The organism is Streptomyces tubercidicus, from assembly GCF_027497495.1.
GTDB classification, from domain to species: domain Bacteria; phylum Actinomycetota; class Actinomycetes; order Streptomycetales; family Streptomycetaceae; genus Streptomyces; species Streptomyces tubercidicus.
Genome location: NZ_CP114205.1, coordinates 6,728,502 through 6,743,104 on the forward strand (window position 1 = coordinate 6,728,502; position 14,603 = coordinate 6,743,104).

Genomic DNA, 14,603 nt, shown 5'->3' on the forward strand with positions numbered 1-14,603 from the left:
CAATGGGCGAGGGGTACGCATGACCGACACCGGCCAGGTCCCGGGCGAGGGACAGCCGGAGAACGCAGGCGGACATCCCGGGCAGCCGCAGCCGGCGGCCGCTCCTTCCCCTGCCGACGCCGGACCGACGGAGCTGCCGGGCATGGTGCCTGCCCCGGGCGCATACCCCTACCCCGGCCAGCCCGAGGACGACGATCTGCTGCTGATGCCGGGCACCCAGGGCGCCTGGAGCGAGCAGCCCGCGCCCCAGCCGTACCCGCAGCCGCAGGAGACCCACCACGGCGCGGACCAGCAGCCCCAGCAGGGCGCGCCGTTCGACGCGGCCGCCCAGGGGACCACCGGCTTCGAGCCGATGCCCGCCCAGGCCGGCGACCACGAGAGCGGCGGACGGGACTCCGGTTCCGTCGACCTCGGCTCCGTCCGTATTCCCCAGCCCGCGGCCCCGCAGCCGGACCGGGCCCGCGCGGCCGCCCCCGCCACGCCCCCGCGCCGTCCGCTGCACATGGGCCCGCCCGTCCCCGACGCGACCGGCGGCGTGGTCCGTTCGCTCGCCGACCGCGGACCGGCAGCGGCCCCCACCCCGTCCGCCGCCCGGCACGCCGGACCCCCTACGGGCGGCCCCGAATACTTCGACACCCCGGCGGCGGCCACACCGGATGAGCAGCTGGTGACCGGCCCGCAGGCCGAGGCGCAGAGCGCCGCTGACCTGCCGTATGCCGAGCAGCCCCCCGGGGAGGCGCCGGCCGGGCAGACCTTCGCCGCGCCGTCGTACGGTGAGCAGCCCTACGGTGGGCAGTTGCACCCCGAGCAGGCCTACGGGGCCGCGGGGCAGGGCCCGTTGCCCGGCCCGCAGCTCGGCGAGATCCCGTCGCAGGTGCCGCAGTGGAACCAGGCCGCAGCGGCCCCGTTTGCAGAAACGGTCGCCCCCGAGGCTCCCGCCGCGCCCGCCGAGGCCGTGCAGCCCGCCCCCGCCGTGCAGACCGCTCCGCAGGACGCGGCGCTGCCCGTTGAACAGCCGATGCCGCTGCCGGCCGAGGACGCCGCGCAGCCCGTGGACGGCGCCCCAGCCGCCGGGGCTGCCGTCGCCGCCGCTGCCGGGCAGGAAGCGCAGGCCGAGGCGCCGATGCAGCCCCAGGACGGCGTTGCGGAGACGGCGCCCGAGGCGGTGCCCGACGCGGCCCCGGCCGGTCAGGACGACACGGACCGGACGGACGCCGCCGTGGTGGCGGGCGCCGCGCCGGGCATGGTGACGGCGGATGGTCCGGTCGCGGACGTCCCGGGGGACCAGGAAGCCCACGGCCAGGAAGCTCCCGGCCAGGAAGTCCCCGCCGAGGCAGCCCCCGCGGCGGACGTCGTCGCACCGGAAGCCCTCGTGCAGGACGCGTCCGGCCAGGTCCCCGCCGCCGCGCAGCAGGCCGAGGCCGTCGCGGCCGAGGCGCAGCAGCAGCCTGCCGAGGAGCCCGCCCAGAACGCGCCCGGCGAGCCCGAGGCACAGGCACCGACGGAGCCCGCCGACGCCCCGGAGCCGGCCCCGGAGCCGGAGCCGGCCTCGTCCGACGCCGCCGGTCCGGCCGCGGAGCCCGTAGCGGAACAGCCCGCGGCCGACGCCCCCGCCGAGGCCCTCCAGGCACCGCAGGACGAGCCGAGCGCCGGGCAGACCGCCGAGCCCGAGCAGTCCGAGACCGCCGCCGAGGCTGTCGCGGAGGCCGTCGCCACCGAGCCCCAGCCGGAGCCCACCGCGGACGCCCCGGCCGAATCCGCCCCGGGCCGGCCCACCCCGCCGGAGGCCACCGACGCCACCCCGGCCGCCGACCCCACCGAACCGATGCCCGGCACCGCCCCCCAGGGCCCCGTCGACCTGCCCGCCGCCGACAACGGTGCGCCCGAGGAACAGGCCGTCATAGAGCCGCCCGAGGAGCAGCAGCCGGCCCCCGGAGAGCCGCAGCCCGGCGCCCCCGAGAACGCCGCCCAGCCCGCCGAGGAGCCCGCCCAGGAGGCCACGGACACCCCCGCCGGCCAGCAGCCCGCGTCGCCCTCCTCGGACGACACCGACACCCCCGCCGAGCCGCACACCCCCGCGGCCGAGGCGCCCCCCGCCGAGCCCGCTGAAAACGCCGCGTCCACCGAGGACACCGCGCCCGCCGCCGCTGCCGAGCCCACCGAACCCGCCGAGGCCACCCCCGACGCCCCCGCCGAAGCACCCGACGAAGCCCGGCCCGTCACCGTCCACATCCCGGCCCAGGCCTCCGGCGAGCACGCCCCCGTCGACGCCCCGGCCCCCCAGGCCCCGGCCCCCGAGGGCGAGCCCACCGCCGACTCCGACGAGACCCCCCAGCAGCAGGACGCCGCCGCACTCGTCCAGCTCGGCGAGGGCCAGGACGACGAGCAGCCGCAGACGGCCGACGAGCAGGACCCCGCCGGGATGTCCGCTGTCGCCGACGCCCTGTTGTCACCGGCCGCCGGGTACGACGACTCCGAGCGCGCCGCCGTGCACCGCGTGATCCGCGAACGCCGCGACATCCGCAACGGCTTCCGCAGCGACCCGATCCCCCACGACGTACTGCTGCGCGTCCTGGAGGCCGCCCACACCGCGCCCAGCGTCGGCCACTCCCAGCCCTGGGACTTCGTGGTCATCCGCTCGGACGAGACCCGCGAGAAGATGCACCAGCTCGCGATGGCGCAGCGCGAGGCGTACGCCAAGTCGCTGCCCAAGGCGCGCGCCAAGCAGTTCCGCGAGCTGAAGATCGAGGCGATCCTCGAAACGCCGGTGAACATCGTCGTCACCGCCGACTCCACCCGCGGCGGCCGGCACACCCTCGGCCGCCACACCCAGCCGCAGATGGCCCCGTACTCCTCCGCGCTCGCGGTCGAGAACCTCTGGCTCGCGGCCCGCGCCGAGGGCCTGGGCGTCGGCTGGGTCAGCTTCTTCGACGAGCGGGAGATGGTCCGCGAACTGGGCCTGCCCGAGCACCTCGAAGTCGTCGCCTACCTGTGCATCGGTTACGTCGACGAGTTCCCGGAGGACCCCGAGCTGCTGCAGGCCGGCTGGTCCAAGCGCCGCCCGCTGTCCTGGGTCGTCCACGAGGAGACCTACGGCCGCCGCGCGCTGCCCGGCGAGAGCCCGCACGACCTGCTCCAGGAGACCCTCCAGGGCATCCGCCCGCTGGACGCCAAGGCGCTCGGCGAGGCATGGGAGCGGCAGAAGCGGATGACCAAGCCCGCCGGGGCGCTGGGCATGCTGGAGATCATCTCCGCGCAGCTGTCCGGACTGTCCCGCAAGTGCCCGCCGCCGATCCCGGAGCCCGCCGCCGTCGCGATCTTCGCCGGTGACCACGGTGTGCACGCCCAGGGCGTGACCCCCTGGCCCCAGGAGGTCACCGGCCAGATGGTCGCCAACTTCCTGGGCGGCGGCGCGGTCTGCAACGCCTTCGCCAACCAGGTCGGCGCCGAGGTCTGCGTCGTCGACGTCGGCGTCGCGAGCGATCTCCCGGCCACCCCCGGTCTGCTGCCGCGCAAGGTCCGCGCCGGCACCGCCGACTTCACGGCCGGCCCGGCGATGACCCAGGAGGACGTGCTCAAGGCCATCGAGGTCGGTATCGACACCGCCCGTGACCTCGTCGCGGCCGGCAACAAGGCGCTGCTCACGGGCGAGATGGGCATCGCCAACACCACCACCTCCGCCGCGCTGATCTCCGTCTACACCGGTGACGACCCGGCCGAGGTCACCGGCCGCGGCACCGGCATCAACGACGAGACGCACGCCCGCAAGGTCGATGTCGTCCGCCGCGCCCTGGAACTCCACCAGCCCGACCCGGCCGACCCCATCGGCGTCCTCGCCGCGATCGGCGGCCTGGAGCACGCCGCCCTCGTCGGCCTGATCCTGGGCGGCGCCTCGCTGCGTACCCCGGTGATCCTCGACGGGGTCAGCGCCGGCGCCGCCGCCCTGGTCGCCCGCGCCATCGCCCCCGAGGCGCTGGCGGCCTGCATCGCCGGCCACCGCAGCGCCGAGCCCGGCCATGTCGCGGCCCTGAACAAGCTCGGCCTGCGCCCGCTGGTCGACCTCGATCTGCGCCTCGGCGAGGGCACCGGCGCCCTGCTCGCCCTCCCCGTGGTGCAGAGCGCCGCCCGCGCCATGCACGAGGTCGCCACCTTCGACTCCGCCGGAGTGACGGAGAAGACCTGATCAGGCCCTGACCTCCGCATGACCCCCGGCCCGCAGCCCCATAGGCTGTGGGCCGGGGCCGTACCGCCACCCCGGGCCGTACCCCTGACCAGCCGCTCCAGAGCCGCAGCGGCCGAGTCGGCCGCCGAACCCGCATCATCCGCACAAGGAGCCGCACCGCCATGGCTGAGCACGCCGCCGAACACGCCGCCTACCCCGTCGGACTGCGGCTGTCCGGCCGCCGGGTGGTCGTCCTGGGCGCCGGACAGGTCGCCCAGCGCCGGCTCCCGTCCCTGGTCGCCGCCGGCGCCGATGTCCTGCTGATCTCCCCGTCGGCCACCCCGTCCGTCGAGGCGATGGCCGACGCCGGTGAGGTCCGCTGGGAGCGGCGCCGCTACCGGGACGGCGACCTCGACGGCGCCTGGTACGCGCTGATCTCCACCGACGACCCGGAGGCCAACGCCGCCGCGTCCCAGGAGGCCGAGGACCGCCGGGTGTGGTGCGTACGCTCCGACGATGCCGAGGCGGCCACCGCCTGGACCCCGGCCACCGGCCGCAGTGAGGGCGTCACCGTCGCCGTGCTCACCGGCCGCGACCCGCGCCGCTCCGCCGCCGTACGCGACGCCATCGTCGAGGGCCTCCGGGACGGCAGCATCGCCGCCCCGCACCACCGCCGCCCCCACACGCCCGGCGTGGCGCTGGTCGGCGGCGGCCCCGGCGACCCGGACCTGATCACCGTCCGCGGCCGCCGCCTGCTCGCCGAGGCCGATGTCGTCATCGCCGACCGCCTCGGCCCCCGCGATCTGCTCGCCGAACTCCCGCCGCACGTCGAGGTCATCGACGCCGCGAAGATCCCCTACGGGCGGTTCATGGCCCAGGAGGCCATCAACAACGCGCTGATCGAGCACGCCAAGGCCGGCAAGGCCGTGGTCCGGCTCAAGGGCGGCGACCCGTTCGTCTTCGGCCGCGGCATGGAGGAGGCCCAGGCACTCGCCGAGGCCGGCATCCCCTGCACGGTCGTCCCCGGCATCTCCAGCACCATCTCGGTGCCCGGCGCCGCCGGAATTCCCGTCACCCACCGCGGCGTCGCCCATGAATTCACCGTCGTCAGCGGCCATGTCGCCCCCGACGACGAGCGTTCGCTGGTGGACTGGCCCGCGCTCGCCACACTGCGCGGCACCCTCGTCATCCTGATGGGCGTGGAGAACAGCGGCGCCATCGCCGCCAAGCTCATCGCCCACGGCCGCGCCGCCGACACCCCCGCCGCCGTCATCCAGGAGGGCACCACCGCGGCCCAGCGCCGCGTCGACGCCACCCTCGCGACACTCGGCGAGACCGTACGGGCCGAGGGCGTCCGCCCCCCGGCGGTCATCGTCATCGGCGAGGTCGTCGCCGTAGCCCCCGCCCCCAGGTAACCGAGCCCGACGCGGCCTGGGAACCCCGACACCGACAAGGCATGCTCTCCCCGTGGCAGAAATCATCACCATCGATGACCCGGACGACCCGCGGCTGGCCGACTACACCGGCCTGACCGACGTCGAGCTGCGGCGCCGGCGCGAGCCCGCCGAGGGGCTCTTCATCGCCGAGGGCGAGAAGGTCATCCGGCGGGCCCGGCACGCCGGTTACCCGATGCGCTCCATGCTGCTCTCGGCCAAGTGGGTCGACGTCATGCGTGATGTCATCGACGAGGTCCCGGCACCGGTCTACGCCGTCACCCCGGCCCTCGCCGAGCGGGTGACGGGCTATCACGTGCACCGCGGCGCACTGGCCTCGATGCAGCGCAAGCCACTGCCGACGGCCACCGATCTCCTCGCCGGGACCCGCCGCATCGTGGTCATGGAAGCGGTCAACGACCACACCAACATCGGCGCGATCTTCCGCAGCGCGGCGGCTCTGGGCATGGACGCGGTGCTGCTCTCCCCGGACTGCGCCGATCCGCTCTACCGCCGCTCGGTGAAGGTCTCCATGGGCGCGGTGTTCTCCGTGCCGTACGCCCGCCTGGACAGCTGGCCCCGGGACCTGGCCGCCGTACGGGAAGCCGGTTTCAAGCTGCTCGCCCTCACCCCGGCCGAAAAGGCCACCGCCATCGACGAGGCGGCCCCGCACACCCTGGAGCGCGCGGCGCTGATGCTGGGCGCCGAGGGCGACGGCCTGAGCACCGGCGCCTTGCGGGCCGCCGACGAATGGGTCCGCATCCCGATGGCCCACGGCGTCGACTCCCTCAACGTCGGCGCAGCCGCCGCAGTGGCCTTCTACGCGGTGGCAACGGGCCGCCCCGCATAGCCCTGCCCGACGACCTGCTCTTCACTTCCTCGGTGGGGCCGGGAATACCACCCCGCCCCACCCCGTTGAGGCCCGCAGGGGGCGCCCGAACCCCTAGGGATTCCGTTCCCCCACCCCTTAGGGCTCCTCCACCCCCGCGTAAGGCCCCACGACCCCGGCCGTGACCACCGCCGGCCCCGCCCCCACCGCACCCAGCCCACGGGCCGGCCCCTGGCACCCCTGAGCCGCCGCGATACCGAGTGCCACCAGCAGCGTCACCACCACGAACACGATGATGCGCTGGCGCAGCAGCCGACGGTCCGGACCCGGCCGGCGCCCGCCCGATGTCGTACGCACCGGGGTACGTGAACCGTTTCGCCCCGTGGGCCGCGCGGCCGGCACCCGTCGCCCGTTCCGGCCGCCGGTCCGCGGATTCTTTCCCGCGGCCGGGACCGGGCCGGACGGCCGGGCCGCCGCCTCCCGGGGAACCGGGGGACGGGAGGGGTGCGGCCGCGGCGAGGAAGTGCCCGCCGTCCGGCGCTCGGTGCGCTGGCGCGCGTACTCCTCGGCGCGCTGCCCGGTCGGCCGCTCCGAGGGCCGGCGCTCCACCCGCTCCCAGCCGGCCCCGGCCCCGCTGTCCAGGGGGCCGCCCGACAGACCGTGCGCCTCACGGGCCGCGATCTCCTTGAGCCGCAGCGACAGCGACAGGGTGCTGGGGCGGTCCGCCGGGTCCTTGGCCAGACACGAGGCGAGCAGCGGAGCCAGCGCGTCCGGCACCCCGGCGAGCTGCGCCTCCTCGTGGACCACGCGATAGAGCATGACCTCCGAACTCCCTTGCCCGAAGGGGGAGTCCGCGGTGCAGGCGTAAGCGAGGGTGGCGCCCAGCGCGAAGATGTCCGTCGCCGGGGTCACCGCGGCCCCGCGCACCTGCTCCGGCGCCAGAAAGCCGGGTGAGCCGACGGCCGTACCGACATGGGTCAGCGTGCTGGCGCCGGTCGCCCAGGCGATACCGAAGTCGATGATCCGCGGGCCCTTGGGCGACAGCAGAATGTTGGACGGCTTCAGATCGCGGTGCACCACGCCCGCGTCATGCACCGCCAGCAGCCCCTCGGACAGCGCGGCGCCGATCGAGGCGACCTGCGCCGGGGACAGCGGCCCCTCCTCGTTGACCTTGTCGTGCAGCGAGGGCCCCGGGACGTACTGGGTGGCGAACCAGGGGCGGTCCGCGTCGAGATCGGCCGCGACCAGCCGGGCCGTACAGCCCCCGCGGATCCGCCGGGCGGCGGAGACCTCACGGGCGAACCGCGAGCGGAATTCCTGATCCTCCGCCAGGTCCGGCCGGATCACCTTGAGCGCCACCCGCTGCCCGCGCTTGTCCGAGCCGAGGTAGACCACGCCCATCCCGCCCGCGCCGAGCCGGCGGTGCAGCCGGAACGTCCCGACGACACGCGGGTCCTCGCGTCGGAGCCGCATCATCGCCATGTCCGTCCCCTACCTGCGGTGGGGAGCCCCCTCCGCTGCCAACCGTCTGACGTGGCACAGCTTACGGATTGACGGCACGCTGTGCTGAGAGGCCGCGCATGCGTCGGCCGGTCGGTTGACCGTGGCACCGGCGATCCCCGACCTGCGGGAGCGCTCCCTCCCACCGTGCGGTCCGGCATTCCACCCGCGATCCCAATGATCCGCCGCGGAAGGGGGATTGACGGGATGTAGCGGGATCATGCCCGGTTGGTAGCGGATACGGGGGATACGGCCGGGATGGGGAGCGGGCGGCGGGCCGCGTACCGCGCGGGGGCGGGACGGCCGTGCGCGGGGGAACGGCCGGAGTGAGCGAGGTCACCCTCAGGAGTGCCCGGGACGGGGCGTTCGACGGTCCCTCTTGAGGGAGATGCCCCAGGTGCCAGACGTTTGCCTCCACCCAGAGGAGTAGGCAGGGCGCGGTGCCGTCATCCTCTTGGAGGCGAGCAATGGGTACGACGGCATGACGCCTGCCGACGGCCGGTTGCCTAGGGTTGTCTTCAAGCGGCGGGTGGAGCACTCGTCCCCCGAGGTCAGACGCCCGCCGCCCCAGAACACGACGGGAGCGGGACGATGGCACGGACCTCCGGGTGGACGGCCCTTCGGGCGCAGGGACGCAGGGTCCCCGCGGCGCTCGCCGGGCAGCGGTCCTCCGGTACCCGCCACCCCCTCGTCGCGGTGGCCATGGTGCTGCCGCTGGCGGTCCTTCTCTTCGTGGTCTTCGGCGGCTGGGAAGCCGTGCTGACACAGGCGTCGTCCGTGGCCGGAATGCTGGGGCGCTGAGCGGCGCCCCGGTCCCGGGAGAGCGGCCCGGGACGGGGGACCTCCGGCCGAACCCCGTGGGGACGGGGGGTGCGGCGGACGGCACGACGGCCGGGCATCTGGGGAGATGCCCGGCCTTCGGGCATTCGGGGGCTGAACGCCCCGCCGCCGGAAGGCCGTTCCTCGCCGAAATTCCCGCTCGCTGAATCTCCCGCAAAACGACCGAGGGCCGGAGCGAAATGCTCCGGCCCTCGGGATCAGATGTGGACGATACTGGGATTGAACCAGTGACCTCTTCCGTGTCAGGGAAGCGCTCTCCCGCTGAGCTAATCGTCCGCGGGACTGTGGATCACGAAGATCCGCAGCTGCGTGCGCGATACTGGGATTGAACCAGTGACCTCTTCCGTGTCAGGGAAGCGCTCTCCCGCTGAGCTAATCGCGCGGGATGGACACCCCGTTTCCGGGGATCCAGTGGACGATACTGGGATTGAACCAGTGACCTCTTCCGTGTCAGGGAAGCGCTCTCCCGCTGAGCTAATCGTCCTTGGAGGTGGAGACGGGATTTGAACCCGTGTAGACGGCTTTGCAGGCCGTTGCCTCGCCTCTCGGCCACTCCACCAGGAGTGAGGGGGTTCGGGAAGATCCCCCACATCGAGCGGACGACGAGACTCGAACTCGCGACATCCACCTTGGCAAGGTGGTGCTCTACCAACTGAGCTACGTCCGCAGGTGTCTCTCCCAGACTACGTCCGGGAGCTACTCGGCCTCCGGGGCGCTTGTGCGTCCCGGCGACGTGTTGAACTCTAGCGGATTCCGGGGCCAGTACAAAAACGCGTTTGTGCAGCGTGCTGCGGTACTCGCTCGGCGCAGGCGGGCTGCGGGCCGCCACCATAGACTCGCTGACGTGCACGACTTCGCTCCGATGGCACGCTTCGGCGGCCTGATAGCCACTGATCTGCGGGATGTGACCAGCGACCCCGCGGCCCTGGACTCCACGGGCTGGTGGGCGGTCGCCGCCGACTTCGAGGGCACCGTGGTCTGTGCCCGCTTCGGCGACGTCCGGCCGGCCACCGCGGCGGACCGGCCCGCCGCCGACGGCTGGCGCGGCCCCGCCCCCGGCGACTGGACCAGCTCGCTGGACCGGGACGCCTATACCGGCGGCGTACGACGCGTCCGTGAACACATCGCGGCCGGCGATGTCTACCAAGTGAACCTCTGCCGGGTGCTGACCGCGCCGCTGCCCGACCCCGGCCGCGCGGATGTCGACGCGCTGTCCGAGGTGCTGGCCCGCGGGAATCCGGCGCCGTACGCGGGCACGATCCGGCTGCCCGGCCACGGTGTGGAGATCGCCAGTGCCTCCCCGGAGCTGTATCTGCGGCGCGCGGACCGCACCGTCACCTCCGGTCCCATCAAGGGGACCGGGCGTACGGCGGCGGATCTCTCGGCGAAGGACCGGGCGGAGAACGTGATGATCGTGGACCTGGTCCGCAACGATCTGGGCCGGGTCTGCGCCACCGGATCCGTAACCGTCCCGGCACTGTGCGCCGTCGAGGAACACCCCGGCCTGGTCCATCTCGTCTCCACGGTGCGCGGTGAGCTGGCGGAGGCGAACGAGAAGACGGCCTGGGCGGATCTGCTGGACGCGACTTTCCCGCCCGGGTCGGTCACCGGCGCCCCCAAGTCCAGCGCGCTGCGGATCATCGACGAGCTGGAGACCGCCCCCCGCGGCCCGTATTGCGGAGGCATCGGCTGGGTCGACGCGGACCGCCGCACCGGTGAGCTCGCGGTCGGTATCCGGACGTTCTGGATCGACCGCACCCCGCCCGGCGGCCCGGTGCTGCGCTTCGGTGCCGGTGCGGGGATCATCTGGGACTCCGATCCCGAGCGGGAGTGGGCCGAGACCGAGTTGAAGGCGCGCAGGCTGCTGGCGGTAGCGTCGGGCCTGCACGAGGTGAGTGGAGGAAAGCGATGAAGATCTGGCTCGACGGGGAACTGCAGGACGCCGAGAGCGCCCGGGTCTCGGTTTTCGACCACGGGCTGACGGTCGGCGACGGGGTCTTCGAGACCATCAAGGCCCAGCACGGCCGGGCCTTCGCCCTGACCCGCCATCTGGAGCGCCTGACCACCTCCGCCCGCGGGCTCGGGCTGCCCGATCCCGATCTCGACGAGGTGCGGCGCGGCTGTGAGGCGGTGATGGCGGCCAACCCGATGGCCCTCGGCCGGCTGCGGCTCACCTACACCGGCGGTGTCTCCCCGCTCGGCTCGGACCGCGGCGACGCCGGCCCCACCCTGGTCATCGCGCTCTCCGAGACCACCCGCCGCCCCGACACCACCGCGGCCGTCACCGTCCCGTGGACCCGTAACGAACGCGGGGCGCTCACCGGCCTGAAGACCACGTCATACGGCGAGAACGTGGTCGCCCTGGCCCGCGCGCGTGAACGGGGCGCTTCCGAGGCGCTGTTCGCCAACACCGTCGGCGCGCTCTGCGAAGGCACCGGCGCCAATGTCTTCGTCGTCCTGGACGGCGAACTGCACACCCCGCCGCTGCACTCCGGCTGCCTGGCGGGCATCACCCGCGCCCTGACCGTCGACTGGGCCGGCGCCAAGGAGACCGACCTGCCGCTGGACGCCCTGGAGCGGGCCGAGGAGATCTTCCTGACCTCCACACTGCGCGATGTCCAGGCCGTGAACCGTATCGACGACCGCCAACTCGCCGACGCTCCGGGCCCGGTGACCGCGGAAGCCATGCGGATCTTCGATGAGCGGGCGGCCGCCGACTTCGATCCGCGGTGATGACGCGCCCGCTCAGGGGCGAGTAGAAAGTCCTCGTGACCACAACGCTGCGCCCCGCGGGACCGGAAGAACGGCACGATGACGCGCACCGCGCCCGCTCGTACGACGTCTGTGTCAACAGCCGCCGGGTCGGCGGGATACGGCTGACGACGGACGCCCGGTTCGGCCCGGCGGCCGGCCGGATCGCGGAGCTGGCCATCGACGAGCCGGACCGGCACCGGGGCCGTGCCACGGTCGCCGCGCTCGCCGCCGAAGAAGTGCTGCGGGGCTGGGGCTGCCGGCAGATCGAGCTGACCGTCCCGGCCGACGCCGAGGCCGCCGGGCGGCTCGCGGCTGCGCTGGGCTACACCGAGCGCAGCCGCATGATGAGCAAGCCCCTCACCGCGCCGCCCCCGCTGCCCGAGGGCAGCACCGACCGTGCGCTGAGCGAGGCGGAGTACCCGGCCTGGCGGGACGCCGCGCTCGCCGAGCACATCCGTACGCAGATCGGCCAGGGGATGTCCCGGGCACGCGCCGAGGAGACCGCGGCCGCCGGCCACCGCGCCCTGCTCCCGGAGGGGGCGGAGACGCCCGACCAGGCGCTGCGCGTCCTGGCCCACGGCGGCGCGGACGTCGGCAGCATCTGGGTCGCGCTGCGGATGCCGGACCAGCCCGGCGGCTATGTCGTCGATGTACGGGTCGCCCCCGCACACCGGGGGCAGGGCCACGGCCGCACCCTGATGGGCGTCGCCGAGCGGGAGAGCCTCGCGGCCGGCCGCAGCAGCCTCGGCCTGAACGTCTACGCGGGCAACGCCCCGGCGCTCGGCCTCTACGCCTCGCTGGGCTACCGGCCCACCGGGTATCTGCTGTGGAAGCCGATCCTGTGAGCCGGCCGGCGATGGGCGCCTGAGGCCTCGGGCTCAGTCCTGTCCCGCCAGCAGCCGGTCGGCGATCTCCTCGATACGGGCGCGCAGCCCCTCCTGGCTCTTGCCGCCGTCCAGCCGCTCACCGCCGATCACATACGTCGGGGTCCCGGTCACCCCGATGGCCTTGCCCTCGGCCTGGTCCGCGTCGACGATCAGCAGATGCCGCCCGTCGATCAGCGCGGTGTCCAGCTCCTCGGTGTCCAGCCCCAGCTCGCCGGCGACCGCCAGCAGCAGCTTGTCTCCGCGCTTGCCGAGCTCCTCGCTCCGCGCCAGCACCGCCTCGATGTACGGCCAGCCCTGCCCCTGCTCGATGGCCTCCTCGGCGGCCTGTGCGGCGGTGTAGGCGTGCGGGTGCTTCGGCAGCGGGAAGTGGCGCAGCCGGATGTCCAGCCGGTCGCCGTAGCGCTCCCGCAGCGCCCGCACGTCCTCCAGGGCGGTATGGCAGTCCGGGCACTGCAGTTCACACCACACATCCAGCACGGGGCGGACGGGACGGGCGGGGGACGGGGTGGCGGCGTCGTTCATGGGCGCCAGTCTTCCAGCCTTTCCCCGGGCAAACCCGGGAGGTACCCCGGTCCGGCACTCAGATCCGGCACCTGGGAAGGAGCCCGACCCCGAGATGTCCCTGAGGACGTGCCGGAACATGGCCCACCGGGGTCGGGACAAGGCAGGATGGAAGGGAGCAGATTGCCTGCTCACCCATCCATCGGCAGGAGGACCGGATGCTGACCTCGACCGTCTGCGCCGCGGTGTCGGCAGCGGGCCTGGGCATCGCCGCGATCACGGCATACCGCAAGCGGTTCCTGGCCGCGACCCGCATCGCCGCCTATTCCCTGATCCCCATCGGCCTGGTGATGACGGGCGTCATCGACTGGGTCACCGGCATCGTCTTCAAGCCCGTGGTCTGGGCCGGCTTCGGCGTGCTCGCTCTCTCGGTCGTGCTGTTCATGACCACCAGGGCGGTGGAGCGCCGCCGGGGCGGGGCCGGCAGCCGCAAGGAGCGCCGGGCCGCGGCGTCCGCCGGGACCGACGCGGTGGCCCCGGCCGCCTCCGCACCCTCCCTCGGCGCGGGCCGGCCCGCGCCGCAGCCGGCCGCCAAGGGGAAGGCCGCGGCGGGCAAGGGCGGCGCCCCCAAGGATGACTTCTCGGACATCGAAGCGATCCTGAAAAAGCACGGGATCTGATGAACTACCGCTGCTGAGGCGCCTATCGGGCGTCCGGGGGCGATCGTCTGCGCCATGATGCGCGCGAGATGAACGATGAGTGCGCCCTCGCCCAAGACGACGCCCCGTCCCCCGAACCACGCGGTTGTCTGTTCGCGCTGTCCCAGCCGCCGCTGATGCTCTTCCTCGCCGTCATCGGCTTCCTGCTTCTTCTCGGCGCGGTCCACGACCTCTTCCTCCTGTGAGGCAGCGGGCCGCGCCGCCGCTCAGCCCGCGGCCTCCCGCCGCCGTGCCCGGTAGGCCGCGACATGCAGCCGGTTTCCGCAGGTACGGCTGTCGCAGTAGCGCCGGGAGCGGTTCCGGGAGAGATCGACGAAGGCGTGTCGGCAGTCCGGTGCCTCGCAGTGCCGCAGCCGCTCGCGCTCCCCGGCGACGACGAGGAAGGCCAGCGCCATCCCGCCGTCCGCGGCCAGATGATCGGCGACCGACGCGCCCGGCGCGAAGTAGTGGACATGCCAGTCGTACCCGTCGTGATCGGTCAGCTGCGGAGTGGTGCCCGCCGAGGCCACCAGCGCGTTCAGCTGTGCGGCCGCGGTGCGGTCGTCCCCGGCCGCGAAGACCCGGGCGAACCGCTCGCGGACGGACCGTACGGCGGCCAGATCGCCCGTCCCGAGCGCGCCGACATCGCTGACGTCGTTGCGCTGTACGAAGTCCTGGAGGGCCGCGAGATCGGTCAGGCTGTCCGGCGCTCCGGGCCCTTCGCCCTCCGGGGCGGTGTTCAGCAGATCGACGACCGCGTCCAGCGCGCACCGGGTGTCATGGGTGATGATCACGGTTCCGCTCCCTGGCAGGGTGGGGCCGGACGGGTACCGCCCCCGTGGGTTGCCGAATGGTCGCCGACTCTAGCGCTTCGAACAAGCTTCAGCGCCGACTCCGCGGTGGGTCCGCGGCGACGACGCCGAAGTGTGCCGTGTGAACTTGTCGGTCCTGCGCCGTCTCCCCGAGTCGGACGGGCGCAAGTGTGAGCGGGTGGGTGCT

Annotated in this window: 12 protein-coding genes and 5 tRNA genes; 9 read left to right on the forward strand and 8 right to left on the reverse strand. The window is 73.9% G+C overall.

Going from position 1 to position 14,603, the window contains the following annotated elements; all coding sequences use genetic code 11:
- Positions 1-19: 19 nt before the first annotated feature.
- The 3 genes from cobT (at position 20) to STRTU_RS29415 (ending at position 6,445) form a co-directional block, all read left to right on the forward strand.
- The gene (cobT, locus tag STRTU_RS29405) at positions 20-4,183 is read left to right on the forward strand and encodes a nicotinate-nucleotide--dimethylbenzimidazole phosphoribosyltransferase (protein ID WP_159747817.1); all 4,164 of its coding nucleotides are present in this window, start codon (positions 20-22) and stop codon (positions 4,181-4,183) included.
- Positions 4,184-4,344: 161 nt separating this feature from the next.
- Positions 4,345-5,577, forward strand: coding sequence for a uroporphyrinogen-III C-methyltransferase (gene cobA, locus STRTU_RS29410; RefSeq protein ID WP_159747819.1), 1,233 nt, complete (start codon positions 4,345-4,347; stop codon positions 5,575-5,577).
- A gap of 52 nt (positions 5,578-5,629) precedes the next feature.
- The gene (locus STRTU_RS29415; protein WP_159747821.1) at positions 5,630-6,445 is read left to right on the forward strand and encodes a TrmH family RNA methyltransferase; all 816 of its coding nucleotides are present in this window, start codon (positions 5,630-5,632) and stop codon (positions 6,443-6,445) included.
- Positions 6,446-6,562: 117 nt separating this feature from the next.
- On the opposite strand, the gene STRTU_RS29420 is transcribed toward STRTU_RS29415, so the two are convergent.
- Positions 6,563-7,906: a serine/threonine-protein kinase gene (locus STRTU_RS29420; RefSeq protein WP_159747823.1), complete on the reverse strand. Its 1,344-nt coding sequence runs from the start codon at positions 7,904-7,906 to the stop codon at positions 6,563-6,565.
- Positions 7,907-8,515: 609 nt separating this feature from the next.
- Here STRTU_RS29420 and STRTU_RS29425 point away from each other — a divergent pair.
- Positions 8,516-8,725, forward strand: coding sequence for a hypothetical protein (locus STRTU_RS29425; RefSeq protein WP_159747825.1), 210 nt, complete (start codon positions 8,516-8,518; stop codon positions 8,723-8,725).
- 243 nt (positions 8,726-8,968) lie between these two features.
- On the opposite strand, the gene STRTU_RS29430 is transcribed toward STRTU_RS29425, so the two are convergent.
- From STRTU_RS29430 to STRTU_RS29450, 5 genes are all read right to left on the reverse strand, one after another.
- Positions 8,969-9,040 (reverse strand) — tRNA-Val (locus tag STRTU_RS29430).
- A gap of 34 nt (positions 9,041-9,074) precedes the next feature.
- Positions 9,075-9,146: transfer RNA gene (locus tag STRTU_RS29435), tRNA-Val, on the reverse strand.
- Between the two features lie 30 nt (positions 9,147-9,176).
- Positions 9,177-9,248 (reverse strand) — tRNA-Val (locus tag STRTU_RS29440).
- Position 9,249: 1 nt separating this feature from the next.
- Positions 9,250-9,323: transfer RNA gene (locus STRTU_RS29445), tRNA-Cys, on the reverse strand.
- A gap of 35 nt (positions 9,324-9,358) precedes the next feature.
- Positions 9,359-9,431, reverse strand: a tRNA-Gly gene (locus STRTU_RS29450).
- A gap of 177 nt (positions 9,432-9,608) precedes the next feature.
- Between STRTU_RS29450 and STRTU_RS29455 the strand changes: the two genes are divergently transcribed.
- The 3 genes from STRTU_RS29455 to STRTU_RS29465 are packed head-to-tail and all read left to right on the forward strand — an operon-like array spanning position 9,609 to position 12,363.
- A complete protein-coding gene (locus STRTU_RS29455) occupies positions 9,609-10,676 on the forward strand; it encodes a chorismate-binding protein (protein WP_159747827.1) in 1,068 nt (355 codons plus the stop codon).
- Positions 10,673-11,497, forward strand: coding sequence for an aminotransferase class IV (locus tag STRTU_RS29460; RefSeq protein WP_159747829.1), 825 nt, complete (start codon positions 10,673-10,675; stop codon positions 11,495-11,497). Before STRTU_RS29455 ends, STRTU_RS29460 begins: the two co-directional genes overlap by 4 nt.
- 35 nt (positions 11,498-11,532) lie before the next feature.
- The gene (locus STRTU_RS29465) at positions 11,533-12,363 is read left to right on the forward strand and encodes a GNAT family N-acetyltransferase (protein ID WP_159747831.1); all 831 of its coding nucleotides are present in this window, start codon (positions 11,533-11,535) and stop codon (positions 12,361-12,363) included.
- 33 nt (positions 12,364-12,396) lie between these two features.
- Here the strand turns inward: STRTU_RS29465 and STRTU_RS29470 are convergent, their stop codons facing one another.
- Entirely contained in the window at positions 12,397-12,927 is a 531-nt protein-coding gene (locus STRTU_RS29470) for a DsbA family protein (protein ID WP_159747833.1), read from the reverse strand.
- 197 nt (positions 12,928-13,124) lie between these two features.
- Between STRTU_RS29470 and STRTU_RS29475 the strand changes: the two genes are divergently transcribed.
- Positions 13,125-13,586: a hypothetical protein gene (locus STRTU_RS29475; RefSeq protein WP_159747835.1), complete on the forward strand. Its 462-nt coding sequence runs from the start codon at positions 13,125-13,127 to the stop codon at positions 13,584-13,586.
- Between the two features lie 68 nt (positions 13,587-13,654).
- Positions 13,655-13,810, forward strand: a complete 156-nt coding sequence (locus STRTU_RS29480; protein ID WP_018087659.1) for a hypothetical protein — start codon at positions 13,655-13,657, stop codon at positions 13,808-13,810.
- Between the two features lie 21 nt (positions 13,811-13,831).
- Here STRTU_RS29480 and STRTU_RS29485 read toward each other — a convergent pair whose 3' ends face one another.
- A complete protein-coding gene (locus STRTU_RS29485; RefSeq protein ID WP_159747837.1) occupies positions 13,832-14,398 on the reverse strand; it encodes a CGNR zinc finger domain-containing protein in 567 nt (188 codons plus the stop codon).
- Between the last annotated feature and the right edge of the window lie 205 nt (positions 14,399-14,603).